This is a genomic window from Ruegeria sp. K3 (assembly GCF_056531845.1).
In genome coordinates, this window is record NZ_JBQFMM010000006.1 from 247,366 (window position 1) to 260,729 (window position 13,364).

Below are 13,364 nucleotides of genomic sequence, written 5' to 3' on the forward strand. Positions count from 1 at the left end.
TCAGACCTCGCCAACCGGAAATGGAATGCGGCCCGGAACGCGCGCCTTGTTGAACTCTCGCAAACGGGCAAAGACGTCAACACCTAGCTGGCGATAGGTATCCAGCAGATCAACTAAAACCCAGTTCTCGCGAATCTTGCCATTTTCAAGCCGCCAGAAATCGAGGCTGCGCAGCGTGATCTTCTTGCCCGACGGTGCGATCCCCATCCAGCCATCATTGGTGACAGTCTGGATCATGCTGGGCCAACCCGTAACAGCCGCATAGTCACCGTCGCCAAAGAAATGACAGGTGATGTTATCTACCTCCTGCCCGCGATCCGGCATTGCGTTGAGGAATGGAATCTGATGCCAATTACGGAACCCCGCAATACCCCGCCCTGTGCCGATCCCCGAGGGGCCGTACCAGTTCATCCGAGGATGCCAGAACCGCTCCAACTCCATCACCTCCGGACCACCTTCTACGGGATGTTTGGTCAGATGATCCAGCATGTCGACAATGTGCTGGCAGGTCTCTTTGCCCTTGGCCTTGTCATACGGGCCGGGCACCAGCCCGTCCTGCGTCGCTGGTCCCGGAACATGCCATTCCCGCCCCAAACCGGGTGCCATGGGCCAGGCCTGCGCTTGCATCATCACTTCGGGGATATCCCAAAGCGCCTGCACCTCGGCGACTTTGCCATTTTCGATCCGGTAAAACTCGTGAAACCGCATGGTGGCCTGATGGCCTGTCGGCGGAATCTCCAGCCATGGCCCCGCGAAAGTGCCGGTATAGTACCCGCCGCATCCAACCCAATCAGCCCCGAATTCATCAGGTCCAGCCATGACGATATAATCGCGGCGCTCAAGATCGGGCCATGCGGTCAGAAGATCGCGATAGCAACAATCGTAATAAGCACTACTCCCATTGGTGTCACCAAACGGATAGCTCAGATGGAACACAGCGTCGGGAGAACAAATCTGATCCAACGCCTGCCGGACACCGGCTTCGGTAAAGTCATACATCGCAGCCCTGATCTGTGCGATCAGGGTCTTGTGCTCAGTATGCCTGTCACTCATTCTGCGGCGTCCCTGTAAGGTGCAGGCGCGCCGTAGGGGACATTGATGCCGCCGTAACGCCGTACGCGGACGTTACATTGCTCGGCGTGCCCCACAAAACCTTCGAGCATACATAGGCGCGAGCCATATTCGCCGATCAAGGTTGCCGCCTCATCAGTCAGAACCTTTTGATAGCTATGTGTTTTCAGATATTTACCCACCCATAGACCACCAGTATAGCGGCCAGCTTTTTTGGTAGGTAGCGTGTGATTGGTGCCAATAACCTTATCACCGTTCGAGACATTGGTACGCGGTCCAAGGAACAATGCGCCATAACAAGTCATGTTCTCAAGGAACCAGTCGTCGCGATCGGTCATGACCTGCACATGTTCAGATGCAATGTCATCGGCGACCTGCAGCATCTCGTCATACGTATCGCAGACGATCACTTCGCCATATTCCTCCCACGACACTTTTGCAGTGCCCGCTGTCGGCAGAATGCCCAGCAGCCGGTCGACCTCGGCCATCGTGTCCTCGGCCAGTTTGCGCGAGTTGGTCAGCAAAACGCAGGGGCTGTTATAACCATGTTCGGCCTGACCCAGAAGATCGGTCGCGCATAGCTCGGCATCAGCGGCGGTCTCATCTGCGATTACCATGGTCTCGGTCGGGCCGGCGAACAGGTCGATACCGACGCGGCCGAAAAGCTGTCGCTTGGCTTCTGCGACAAACGCGTTGCCCGGACCGACAAGCATATGAACCGGATCAATCGTCTCGGTTCCCAACGCCATGGCGCCGATAGCCTGAATGCCGCCCATCACGTAAATCTCATGCGCCCCACCCAAATACATGGCGGCGATCACCGCTGCATTGGGTTTGCCCTGAAACGGAGGGGTGCAGGCGATGATGCGTGGTACGCCCGCCACCGAGGCGGTCGCCACCGACATATGCGCCGAGGCCACCATCGGGAATTTGCCACCGGGCACATAACAGCCCACCGATTGTACGGGGATGTTCTTGTGGCCCAAAATGACGCCCGGCAAAGTCTCAACTTCGATATCCAGCATCGAGTCGCGCTGAGCTTGTGCAAAGTTGCGCACTTGTTCCTGCGCGAATTTGATGTCCGCCAGCTCTCGATCCGTCAGCTGATTGATCAGGTCTTCGATCTGGTCTTGAGACAACCGAAACGATGCTGGCGAATAGTTATCGAACTTCTCGCTTAGCTCGCGTACCGCAGCATCGCCACGTGTTTCGATGTCTTTCAGCGTCGCTTCGACGACAGCGCGTGTTTTGGCGTCATCCTCGGCCCGGTCAGCATCGGACTTACCACGTTTCAGATACTCGATTGTCATTGTCCTAATCCTTAGTTTCAGGCCGGGGCGGAGACTTCTCACCCCGGTCAAATGCTTCCCAGCCTTCACCGTTAAACAGATCGACACCCAGCTGTGCCGCTACATGGGCGAAATCCACATTCACCCAATTGTCGACGATCTTGCCGTCGACCACTTTCCAGAAATCCATATATCGGATCTCGACCCGCTTTCCGGTGGGGGCGATCCCCAGGAACTCACCCGAATGGGTTGCTTCCTGTCGGCCAAACGCAGCCGCCCACTCGCCCATGTAAAGGCGCGCTTCGTCGATGCATGTCTTGTCCGAAAAAGCCGCCTGAAACGGGCGTTGCCAATTGTCCTGAAACTGTTTCAGGCCAGTTTTTGTGCCACAGCCCTGATTGCCCATCCAGCGGAAGCCTTCCGAGAAGAATTCGCCGATGTCATCGATACGGTGATCGTTCAGACCATCCACCATGGTTTCAATCACACGGCGGGTGTCTTCTGTTTTGTCGAGGTCCGTATCACGTGTCAGCACGGCCTGTTCCGGGCGGGAACCCTTCATCTTTCTCATCCTTGTATTAGTGCCAATAGAAATTCTGTCTTCATCGGGTAGCTCAATCAGCTGACAGAAAATCCCTCGGCATCCGGTTGAGCGCCGGGTGGCGGCCAACGGCGTTATGTCTTGCAGAGCTGCTCATGCGGCTTGCTCGGCGATGTCGGCAAAAAGGTCATATCCCAGCTGCAACAACACATGCGGGATGTCGACGAAAACCCAGTTTTCGACCAACAGATCGTCCTCTCGACGCCACCAGTCGCAGACCCGCATGAAGACGCGTTTTCCGCTTGCGGGCTGGTCGAGGAAGGGTTTCACCTGGACACCGGTCAAGGAAGGCCAGCCGCCCGAGCATACGTAATTGCCTTCGCCGAAGCGGGTGAAATGCGCAGTCATGCCATTTCCCGCACTGCCGCCGGACCAACCTTCGAAGGTAGCCTCGAAAGGCACCTGGAAGCTTGCAAAACTCTCGAGCCCGACGAAAGAACCGAAGGCGCCGGGGCCGTACCAGACCATGTTGTCATGCCAAAACGGGCGCCAGGCCTCGTTCTTGGTGGCAAGCTTGGCCAGCATTTCTGTGACCATACGATAGCTCTTGGCCCCCTCGACTGGGTCTTGCGGCGTGGTCAAGATGCCATCATGGCTTGCTGGACCCTGAATCATCCCGGTGAAGCCACGGGTCTTGCCCGGGCTATCGGTGATCGGCCATTGCCCTGCAGCCAGCATCAGTTCTGGGATATCGAAGAAGATATAGCTCTCCACCGCCTTGCCATCCTGCATGCGGTGGAACTCGCCGAAGCGCAGATAGGCAAGCTCACCTGTGGCGCGGATACCAAGCCAGTCGCGCGAGAACCGACCGACGAAATAGCCGGTGGCGCTGATCCAGCCCTGTCCTTCAAATACACCGGCCATGACGATATCATCGCGCCGAAAAAGCCCATCGAAGGAGGCTGCGAGCGGGGCGATGACGTGATCGTGCAGCCCGAGGCCACCCGCGACCTCGTTGAAAGGATGCACCACGTTGACATGTGCACCGGGGGCGAAGAATCCCTCATAGGCCGGCCGGAAATTGCCTGGATGGCGTTGCGCGGCGGTGAAATTCAGAAAGGGTTTACGGTCGAGGCGTTCCATTAACTTTGTCTCTGTAGGATCTGTTCAAGGCGTCTGCGGAGAAACGCCCCGCAAGGCCCTGCGCGCATCAAAGCAAAAGGAATTCGCCCTGGTCGCCTTGCCCGGCACGCAGCCATATTCAGGCTGGCTGCGTGCGCATGGGCAAATACGGACTGAGGATGCGTGCGTCCCATCAGCGTCAGCCTTTCACAGCCCCGGCGGTCAAACCGCCCACAATCTGACGCTGGAAGAACATCACCAAGATGAACAGCGGAACCGTCGCAGAAACCACGGCCGCAACGGCGAACATTACGTTGCCCTCGGTTTGCGTTGTACCAAGGAACGCGGCGATGGCTGGAACCATTGTGCGGTTGCTTTCTGACAACAGCATCGCCCCAACGGCAAAGTCGTTATAGGCCAGAAGAAACGAGAACAGCCCCGTGGTGATCACACCCGGCCACATCACCGGAATGATCACGCGGCGGAAGGCCTGAAACTGGTTGCAGCCGTCGACCTTTGCGCTTTCGTCAAGCTCGCTGGGGATGTTCTTGAAGAAGGCGTGTAGCATCCACAGGGTGAACGGCTGGTTGATCGCGACAAGTACGATGATTGTCGTCGGCAGTATCCCCCAGATATTCCATTCAAAGAAGGGTAACAAATAACCCGAAACCAACGTGATCGGCGGCATTGCGCGGAAGATCAGCGCCGTGATCAAAAGCCAGAATGTGTAGTTATAGCTCGACCGCGAAAGCGCGTAGCCCCCCAGCGTTCCGATGGTCAGCGAGATGGCGACCACAAAGACGCAAACGATCCCCGTGTTCAGAACATTTCGCCAAAATTCTTCCTGAATCCAAGCCCCTTCGTAACCGGTGGTGGTAAAGGGTGAGCCATAAACTGCCTCGGTCCGCGCGCCGGTTAGTGCGTTCGTCCAATCGGCGATCGAGAAGAAATCCAGCTCTACCTTGAACGACCCCCAAACCGTCCAGAGGAACGGGAAAGCGGCCAGGATGAACCAAAGGATCACAAAAAGCGACGAAGCAATCCGAAGGCTTTTGGGCATTCTTTGCGCACGGCTGGCCATGTTATCTAGCTCCTTTGAAGTCACGCCAGGTGCGGACAAGCACGGGCGACAACAGAATGGCGACCCCGATAATCGTGATCACAGACGTAGCGGCTGCAGAGGACAGTTGTCGCGTTTCACCGCCGAGGTCGTTGAAGATGAAAGTGCTGAGCGATTGCGCATGGGCACCGGCGCTGAAACCAATAATCGGTTCAAACACCTTGAAATTATCCATCAACTGGATCAGCGCAACAAACGTAACCAGTGGCATGAGATGGGGAACAACCACGAATTTGACCTGTTGCCAGCGGGTTGCCCCATCGATCTGGGCCGCCTCGATCTGATCTTTGGGCAAAGTTTGCAAACCGGCATAGAACACCACGAAGGCAAAGGGGGCCGAACTCCAGACGCCATAAACCATCAGCGCCACCCACATCAGCCCGGTCGAAGCCTTTAGACTGAAATCCGGATCTCCGGCCAAGTTTACAAGGGCGTTGCCGATGACGCCACGACTGTCAATCATCCAAAACAGAATGAGCGAGCCGATCAGCGGTGTCACAATCATGGGCAAGAGCGAGAAGAAGATCATCAAACCCTTGAGGTGCCGGTGCAGTGAGTTCACCGCCAGCGCAATCACCAGCCCCAGAATGATCGTGAGGGGTGTCACAATGAATGTGAAGGTCAGCGTAAAGGCCATGGCCCGATAGAAGGGCAAGTTTCCGACCTCTGAGAAAAGGTCACCCCACGTGTCACTCGCCGCCCAGATTTCGCCAACCTCCTGTATCGCCAGGTGGCCGCGATCAAAGTAGATATCCAGCCCGACAAATCTGCCCAATGGTTGTTCGGCACGAAGCGCTGCGGTGGCTTCCTGATCGATGGTGGTCTCGGTTGTGCACCCGACAAGCGGAGTACAGTTTTCGACTTCCACCAGAACCGCCGGGTGTGGGGCGTAAATGGATTGGATCACCACCGAGACGATGGGCATTGCAATGAACAGCAGCATTGCAAGTCCTGTGGGCAGGAAAAACCAAAGGAATGTCTTATGGCGCATGTCGCAATTCCCGTGTCGGCTTGATTGGGCGGGTGCCCGAATTGGGCACCCGCGAGGGGCGTTTTACTGTAGGAAGCCCTGTTCGATTGCCGCGGCGCGATAGGCGGCCTCGACATCGGCCAGCGCCTGTTCAGCGCTTTCCTTGCCCTGCATGAAATCGGCAAGTTCATTGCCAAGTGCACTGTGCATCAAACCCATGTAGGGCAGCATCGGATAAGGCGTCGTGCCCATTTTGGCAGCGTCAAATACACCCTGCGCGTCGTCTGCAGGTTCGTACCCTTCGATCAACCAGACTGCCAGCGGCGTGGTTTCATCGTTCAACATTTCGGGGCGGACGCCATGCGTCATCGCGACAAAAGTCGCCTCAGCCTCTTCATCTGAGATGTTCTTGCCGACGGTCCATCCGTCCCACCAAAGGGTCGAGGCCGGAGTCGTGCCGCCACCCACGGTCAGCGGCGCTGCAATGGCATGGCCATCGATTACTTCCTGCAAGACACCTTCGGTTGTGGTCTGCTGTGACGCCCGTGACCCCCACATATTCATGATCGCCACATTGCCCGCGCGGTATTCCGCGTTGGTGGCATTGGAATCATGGGTCAGAAAGTCGGGGTTCATATACTCGGACAAAGCCTTCATCATGTTCAGCGCTTTGACACCGGCCTCGGTATTGACGTTGGGCTCTGCGCTGCCGGGCTTGAAATGAGTACCTCCATAGCCAAGGAACATGTTGTTGAATTCCTGCGCCAGATTCCATCCCGCAGCATAAGCACCGCCAACCGGGTTTTGCATTATGCCCTGCGCGCGAATGGCTTCGGCCGCTTCGAGCAGTTCTTCATACGTGGTCGGCACTTCGACGCCTGCCTGTTCCAGAACGTCCTTGCGGTACATCAGGTGCTGAGCGTTGGCCATGAAGGCGATGGCCATGATGTCATCGCCGATCTTGATTAACTGTCCCGGCTGCAGGTTCTGACCATGTTTTTCGACCAGGTCATTGAGCGGTCGGATAACGTCTTCATTCATCAACGCCACAATCGAGCTGTTGGCGATGATGGCTGAGGTGTATTCCGACGGATTGCCCGACAGACCGGCCACGTTGATGGTTTGGTGTTCGGATGTCAGGTTGGATTCAACAGATGCGCCCGTGCATTCCTTTGCGGCAGCGGCCACAGCCTGAATGGCGGCAAATTCGTTGCCGACGATGTTGACCCGATCCGTGATCTCGCAGGCATAACCCGCGCTCGCAGCAAAGGCGGTCAGTGACCCGGCCAATGCGATTTTCTTTAGAAACATTTTTGATTCCTCCCTAGGTGATTGGGTGCATCTTCGAAGCCTGCACCCGAGATTGTCCCGTCATTGCGGGATTGGTTTTCGTCTCTCAGATCTCAAGGCGCGCGCCGGTTTGCGCATCGAATAGGTGGCAGTGATCGGTATGGATATGAATCGACACCTGATCGTCGATTTCTGCACGATAGGTTTTGTCGGCCTTGACCGAGACCAGCGCTCCGCCGATCCGAACCGAGACCATGGTGCTGTCGCCCAGCAATTCCTGCGTATAGATGGGCGCGTTAATCTCGCCCCCGCTTTCTACGACATTGGCGTCCTCGGCGCGGAAACCCAAAGTTATTGGGCCATCCGGAGCATTCAGACCATGCACTTCGGTATTCTGCGCGCGGAACACACCGCCCTGAACATCGCCATCAACCAGGTTCATCGCCGGGTTGCCGATAAAGCTGGCGACAAACGTGTTCGCAGGCTCGTCGTAGATCGCCGTCGGAGAGCCAACCTGTTGGACAACACCCTGCTTCATGATCACCACGCGATCGGCCAGTGTCATCGCCTCGATCTGGTCATGTGTCACATAAATCGTAGTCACGGCTAGTTCATGGCTGAGGTTCTTGATCTGCGCGCGTGTCGAAACACGCAGTTTTGCGTCAAGGTTGGACAACGGCTCATCCATCAGGAACACGTTGGGCTCGCGTACAATCGCACGCGCCAGAGCCACCCGTTGACGTTGCCCACCTGACAGCTCTGCCGGCTTACGATGCAGAAAGTCGTCCAACTCTACCATCGCCGACGCACGGCGCACTTTTTCGTCATGGGTGGAAGCGTCGATGCCACGTACCCTCAGCGGGAAACGAATGTTCTCGTAGACATTCATGTTCGGATACAAAGCGTAAGACTGGAACACCATCGCGACGTCGCGGTCTTTTGGCTCCATATCGTTGACGCGGGTACCGTCGATCAGAATATCACCCTCGCTTGCGTCTTCCAAACCTGCGATCATGCGCATCGTCGTGGTCTTGCCACAACCCGACGGGCCGAGAAGCACCAGAAATTCCTTGTCGGATATTGTCAGGTCGAAATTGTCCACTCCAACAAACGAACCCCAACGTTTTCCAACATTGCGCAGTTGAATCTCGGCCATACTGTCCTCCCAGTTGCACCTGAGTGCATACGTTTGCAAAAGCATAGACATCCAAAGGAACATCTGGCAAGTATTTTTTGCAAGCGAATGCAAAAGCGCCCGCAATCTTGCTAAAGACTGACGCTTCCCTCCGGGCAAAGCATTGAAAGTAAAAGATATGTCTTACGAAGCCGAGAAAGAAATTGTCCTGAACTTCTACAAAGCTCTGAGCGATGCAGAGGAATCAGCCCACTCTGATGTGATCGCTGAGTATTGCGCCGAAGACCTCCTGTGGCGCGGCTTTCACCCGTTCAACGAGCTGCGTGGCGCTAGCAACGTGGCGCAAAAATTCTGGCAGCCGCTGAATCACAGCCTAACTAACTTGCAGCGTCGGATGGACGTGTTCATGGCTGGTCAAAATGAAATCGACGGGTTCAATTCAGTCTGGGTTGTTTCGATGGGCCATCTCATGGGGCTGTTCGACAGGGACTGGCTGGGCATTGCGCCAACCGGAAAAATGGCCTTGCTGCGCTATTGCGAGTTCAACAGGATTGAGCGCGGTAAGATTGTCGAAACCGCGATGTATTTCGACATCCCGCATTTCATGATTCAGGCCGGGTTGCAGCCCTTCCCGCCGCAGACCGCCGCACAACTTGTCCAGCCCGGGCCCATGACCCATGACGGCCTGATGTTCACGCCTCAACCCGCCGAAGACGGCCAAAAGACATTGGCCGCTATCAACGCGATGATCTCCGATCTTGGGCGGTGGGACAGCGGGCTCAGCCTTGAAGATGAGTTGCGCCGCACATGGTGCGAAGACATGATCTGGTGGGGGCCATCCGGTATCGGTGCGACCTACACAATCGAACGTTACGCCAAACAACACGCTGGCCCGTTCCGTGCTGGGTTTGCCGACCGGTCAAAAACCAACCATATCTGCCGCATCGCCGAGGGCCACTATGGCGGCTTTTTCGGCTGGCCGAACTTTACCGCCCGACCAATCGGCGGGTTCATGGGGATGCCTGCCACTGACAAAGCCGGTGAGTTCCGGGTGATAGACATTTATCGTCGCAAAGGTGATAAACTGGCCGAGAACTGGATTTTCATCGATCTGCTTCATTTCTGGAAGCAACAAGGTGTCGATATTCTGGACCGCATGACCCACGGTGGTTCTTAGATCATAGGCAGGCCGATCATTTTGGTCGGAATACGGTAAACGGACGTGCTGGCAGTGATGTACAGCATGCTGAACTCGGCTCCACCAAAGCAGAAGTTGGTAGATTTCTGCGGCGTCAGAATGACACCAAGGCAGTGCGCTTGGGCATCAAACAGATGTACACCGCCGGGACCATTGCACAAAATCTGGCCGTCGCGGGTGCACTTCATACCGTCCGGTACCCCTGCCCCATCGCCAACAACATCGGCCCAGACCACCCCACTGGTCAGTGAGCCATCAGCGGCGACATCAAAGACGCGGATATGGCCACCCCAACTGTCATTGACAAACAGCCTTGTTTCGTCAGCTGACAAACACAACCCGTTGGGTTGCTGAAAATCATCCGCGACAAGGTGTAACGTGCCGTCGGGATCCAGCCGGAACACGCCTTGCACCGGCAGTTCTTGCTCTCTCAGAATGCCAAGATCCTCTCGGATACGACCAAAACTGGGATCAGTGAACCAAATCCGACCGTGCGAGTCGCAGATAACATCGTTGGGGCTGTTGAGTTCTTTGCCATCAAAATGCGTGGCTATCGAAGTAACCCGCTTGCCGCCGTGATCATGGCGTACCAAATGCGAACTGGCGTGCTCGCAAGAGATCACTGCCCCACTTTTGTCGAAGCAATTTCCGTTTGCTTGGTTGGAAGGGGTGCGAAAAACGCGAACTCCCTCACCCTCGCTCCACTTGTATTGATGGCTCTCCTGAATGTCCGAGAATACCAGCCAATGCTCTTCGGGGTGCCATATTGGCCCTTCGGTAAACCCCAGACCGCTAGCGATTTCTTCCAGTTGAGCGTCAGGGTGCACCAGATCTGTGAAGCATTTGGAACGGATATCGAATACCATGTGAACACCTTTTCAGAGTTGCGCCTGCCAACACTACCGGCAAGCCTCGACAAGAACAGCGTTTAGGGTGAAAACGCAATAACGACTGTTCGATAGTCTGGCCCTGCCAACTTCAATGCTCTACGCTATGGCCGATGTTTCCAAACCGCTTGGCTGCCAATTGCCATGTGCCGCCCAAACAAAACCGTCAGGACTTTCCCATGAATTTCAAACAACGCATGCTTTCTGGCGAGCCTCTCGTCGGAACGTTTCTCAAGACACCAGCCCATGAACTGGTCGAGATAATTGCCAAGTCAAAACTGGACTTCTTGTGCCTGGATGCGGAACACGCACCCTTTGACCGGGGTCGGTTGGATGTTTGCCTCGCCGTCGCCAGGGCTCTGGGGTTGCCGACGTTGGTGCGGGTGCCGACTGGGTCTGCGGACGAAATTCTCAAGGCGCTCGACAGTGGCGCGACAGGTATTGTTGTGCCGCATGTTGACAGCGCCGAAAAGGCCCGTCGCATTGCGCGCGAGGGTCGTTTTGGCCATGGTGGTCGCGGCTATGCCGGATCAACCCGGTGGGCAGGGTTTGCGACTCGATCCATGGCTGATGTCCTCAAGCAAAGCGAAGAAGAGACAATTATCATTGCCCAAATCGAAGAACCAGAAGGCGTCGCAGAAGTTGATGATATCGCCGCGACCGAGGGCGTCGACGGGATTTTTGTAGGACCTGCGGATCTTGCGGTGTGCTACGGCGTGACTGATCAGTCCGACCCAAAGGTTCTTGATGCAATGCGACGCTCGGGCGTTGCAGCCAAAGCACATGGCAAGACGCTGATGACCTTTGCAGCCAGCGCAGAAGCCGGACTCAAGCTGCGCGACTATGGGGTGACCATGATCTTCGTCGCTTCAGAACACGCCTTCATGCTTCGCGCTGCAAACGCGGAAGCGGAGAACTTCCATGGCACCGCGAGGACGTGAAACGCACAGGGCTTTTTAGTGGAAAGGGCCTTGGGGTCGAAATATCCGCGGGCTGGTAAATGCTGCGACGACAGTACTTTCTTTGCTAGAAAGGCGATGCGCGATTGCGGATTATTCGCATTGTATAGTCTTAGATTTCCAGCGTGGCACTCTACCTAAGGGGGCCAAAATCTCATACCGCAAAACCAGTATTGCTAGGCTTATTGATTCAGAGTGGATCCTGTTAAACAGCATAAGGCCGGTGCGCCTTAGCGGCGACCGGCCTTCTCCAATCAGAAATGTGCCGAATTGGAATTTGCGGGCTTGGCGACCGGAGGTGCAAAGCGGGTCAAGTCGATCCCTTCGACAGCGGCCTTGTATTCCTCGATTTTCGGAGTTCGCCCGAGGATGGCAGACAGTACAACTACCGGTGTGGAAGCCAGAAGGGATTCACCTTTCTTATCTTCCGAGTCCTCGACAACACGCCCCTGGAACAAGCGGGTAGATGTCGCCAGAACAGTATCACCTTTCTCAGCCTTTTCCTGATTGCCCATGCAAAGGTTGCAGCCCGGACGCTCAAGATACAGCGTGTTTTCGTATTCGGTTCGCGCTGATGTCTTGGGGAAAAGATCGTCGAATTCGAAACCGGAATATTCCTGAAGAATGCTCCACTCACCTTCTTCCTTTAACTCATCAACGATGTTGTAGGTTGGCGCCGCGACGACCAGAGGGGCCTTGAATTCAATCTTGCCCTCCTTCTTCTCAAGGTTCTTAAGCATCTGCGATACGATGATCAGATCACCCTTGTGGACCATGCAAGACCCGACAAATCCCAGATCCACTTTCTTTTCCCCTTTGTAGTAGGAAACAGGCCGGATCGTATCGTGCGTATAACGCTTGGAGACATCCGCGTTGTTCACATCAGGGTCGGCGATCATGGGCTCGTTGATCTCGTCCAGATCAACGACCAGCTCGGCAAAATACGCGGCATTTTCATCCGGCCTCAGGGCTGGAACTGCGCCGGATCTGATCTCGGCTATACGTGCGTCGGCTTTGTCGATCAGGCCTTGCAGGGTCCGCGCCTCATTCTCCATGCCCTTGTCGATCATGATCTGAATCCGACCTTTGGCGATTTCCAGTGACTCGATCAGGGTCTCGTCTTCGGAAATACAGATCGAAGCCTTCGCCTTCATCTCGGCCGTCCAGTCGGTGAAGGTAAAAGCCTGATCCGCCAGCAGGGTTCCGATATGAACTTCGATAATACGCCCTTGGAACACGTTATCGCCGAAAGCCTTCAGCATCTGCGCCTGTGTCGCGTGGACCACGTCGCGGAAATCCATGTGATCGGCCATTTTGCCTTTGAACGTCACCTTCACGGATTCCGGAATGGGCATGGTTGCTTCGCCCGTGGCCAGTGCCAAGGCAACGGTGCCCGAATCCGCCCCGAAAGCCACACCTTTGGACATGCGCGTGTGCGAGTCGCCCCCAATGATGATGGCGCGATCATCCACGGTGATATCGTTCAGAACCTTGTGAATCACGTCGGTCATCGAGTGATATTCACCCTTGGGATCGCGCCCTGTGATCAGGCCGAAATTGTTCATAAACGCCATCAGTTTTGGGATGTTGGCTTGCGCCTTCTTGTCCCAGACCGAGGCGGTGTGGCAACCGGACTGATACGCCCCATCGACGGTTGGAGAAATCACGGTCGCCGCCATCGCCTCAAGCTCTTGCGAGGTCATCAGGCCACTGGTGTCCTGCGATCCTACCATGTTGACCTTGACCCGTACGTCCGACCCGGCGTGCAAGACCGTGCCTTCC

The 13,364-nt window shown here is 55.9% G+C and carries 12 protein-coding genes; 2 read left to right on the forward strand and 10 right to left on the reverse strand.

Translation table 11 applies throughout. The features are described from left to right. From ACR0MP_RS13160 to ACR0MP_RS13195, 8 genes are all read right to left on the reverse strand, one after another. Complete coding sequence (locus tag ACR0MP_RS13160) at window positions 1-1,053, reverse strand: ester cyclase (RefSeq protein WP_480886641.1); 1,053 nt, start codon at window positions 1,051-1,053, stop codon at window positions 1-3. Beyond that, window positions 1,050-2,381, reverse strand: coding sequence for a histidinol dehydrogenase (hisD, locus tag ACR0MP_RS13165; protein ID WP_170407060.1), 1,332 nt, complete (start codon window positions 2,379-2,381; stop codon window positions 1,050-1,052). Before hisD ends, ACR0MP_RS13160 begins: the two co-directional genes overlap by 4 nt. A gap of 4 nt (window positions 2,382-2,385) precedes the next feature. Next, complete coding sequence (locus ACR0MP_RS13170) at window positions 2,386-2,922, reverse strand: ester cyclase (RefSeq protein WP_170407056.1); 537 nt, start codon at window positions 2,920-2,922, stop codon at window positions 2,386-2,388. Between the two features lie 132 nt (window positions 2,923-3,054). Next, window positions 3,055-4,044, reverse strand: coding sequence for a nuclear transport factor 2 family protein (locus ACR0MP_RS13175; protein WP_170407053.1), 990 nt, complete (start codon window positions 4,042-4,044; stop codon window positions 3,055-3,057). Window positions 4,045-4,222: 178 nt separating this feature from the next. Continuing rightward, window positions 4,223-5,104, reverse strand: a complete 882-nt coding sequence (locus ACR0MP_RS13180; RefSeq protein ID WP_170394093.1) for a carbohydrate ABC transporter permease — start codon at window positions 5,102-5,104, stop codon at window positions 4,223-4,225. Between the two features lies 1 nt (window position 5,105). Further along, entirely contained in the window at window positions 5,106-6,134 is a 1,029-nt protein-coding gene (locus tag ACR0MP_RS13185; RefSeq protein ID WP_170394095.1) for a carbohydrate ABC transporter permease, read from the reverse strand. A gap of 63 nt (window positions 6,135-6,197) precedes the next feature. Next, complete coding sequence (locus tag ACR0MP_RS13190; protein ID WP_170394097.1) at window positions 6,198-7,424, reverse strand: extracellular solute-binding protein; 1,227 nt, start codon at window positions 7,422-7,424, stop codon at window positions 6,198-6,200. A gap of 85 nt (window positions 7,425-7,509) precedes the next feature. After that, on the reverse strand, window positions 7,510-8,559 hold the full coding sequence (locus tag ACR0MP_RS13195) for an ABC transporter ATP-binding protein (protein ID WP_170394099.1): 1,050 nt from the start codon (window positions 8,557-8,559) through the stop codon (window positions 7,510-7,512). 157 nt (window positions 8,560-8,716) lie between these two features. Between ACR0MP_RS13195 and ACR0MP_RS13200 the strand changes: the two genes are divergently transcribed. After that, a complete protein-coding gene (locus tag ACR0MP_RS13200) occupies window positions 8,717-9,715 on the forward strand; it encodes an ester cyclase (RefSeq protein WP_480886644.1) in 999 nt (332 codons plus the stop codon). Here the strand turns inward: ACR0MP_RS13200 and ACR0MP_RS13205 are convergent. Beyond that, window positions 9,712-10,602 (reverse strand): SMP-30/gluconolactonase/LRE family protein, encoded by an 891-nt coding sequence (locus ACR0MP_RS13205; protein WP_480886646.1) that lies wholly within the window; start codon window positions 10,600-10,602, stop codon window positions 9,712-9,714. The two genes, ACR0MP_RS13200 and ACR0MP_RS13205, sit on opposite strands and share 4 nt — an antisense overlap. Before the next feature lie 200 nt (window positions 10,603-10,802). On the opposite strand from ACR0MP_RS13205, the gene ACR0MP_RS13210 reads away from it, so the two are divergent. Beyond that, window positions 10,803-11,564 (forward strand): HpcH/HpaI aldolase family protein, encoded by a 762-nt coding sequence (locus ACR0MP_RS13210; protein ID WP_480886648.1) that lies wholly within the window; start codon window positions 10,803-10,805, stop codon window positions 11,562-11,564. A gap of 272 nt (window positions 11,565-11,836) precedes the next feature. Here the strand turns inward: ACR0MP_RS13210 and ACR0MP_RS13215 are convergent. Continuing rightward, window positions 11,837-13,364, reverse strand: a 1,528-nt coding sequence (locus ACR0MP_RS13215) for an aconitase family protein (protein ID WP_480893780.1), incomplete at its 5' end; no start/stop codon positions are given.

What these genes read in the sequence shown, in the direction of transcription:
- hisD (WP_170407060.1), bottom strand. Translation starts at nt 2,381, where the DNA reads ATGACAATCGAGTATCTGAAACGTGGTAAGTCCGATGCTGACCGGGCC.
- ACR0MP_RS13190 (WP_170394097.1), bottom strand. Translation starts at nt 7,424, where the DNA reads ATGTTTCTAAAGAAAATCGCATTGGCCGGGTCACTGACCGCCTTTGCT.
- ACR0MP_RS13160 (WP_480886641.1), bottom strand. Translation starts at nt 1,053, where the DNA reads ATGAGTGACAGGCATACTGAGCACAAGACCCTGATCGCACAGATCAGG.
- ACR0MP_RS13180 (WP_170394093.1), bottom strand. Translation starts at nt 5,104, where the DNA reads ATGGCCAGCCGTGCGCAAAGAATGCCCAAAAGCCTTCGGATTGCTTCG.
- ACR0MP_RS13210 (WP_480886648.1), top strand. Translation starts at nt 10,803, where the DNA reads ATGAATTTCAAACAACGCATGCTTTCTGGCGAGCCTCTCGTCGGAACG.
- ACR0MP_RS13205 (WP_480886646.1), bottom strand. Translation starts at nt 10,602, where the DNA reads ATGGTATTCGATATCCGTTCCAAATGCTTCACAGATCTGGTGCACCCT.
- ACR0MP_RS13175 (WP_170407053.1), bottom strand. Translation starts at nt 4,044, where the DNA reads ATGGAACGCCTCGACCGTAAACCCTTTCTGAATTTCACCGCCGCGCAA.
- ACR0MP_RS13185 (WP_170394095.1), bottom strand. Translation starts at nt 6,134, where the DNA reads ATGCGCCATAAGACATTCCTTTGGTTTTTCCTGCCCACAGGACTTGCA.
- ACR0MP_RS13200 (WP_480886644.1), top strand. Translation starts at nt 8,717, where the DNA reads ATGTCTTACGAAGCCGAGAAAGAAATTGTCCTGAACTTCTACAAAGCT.
- ACR0MP_RS13195 (WP_170394099.1), bottom strand. Translation starts at nt 8,559, where the DNA reads ATGGCCGAGATTCAACTGCGCAATGTTGGAAAACGTTGGGGTTCGTTT.
- ACR0MP_RS13170 (WP_170407056.1), bottom strand. Translation starts at nt 2,922, where the DNA reads ATGAAGGGTTCCCGCCCGGAACAGGCCGTGCTGACACGTGATACGGAC.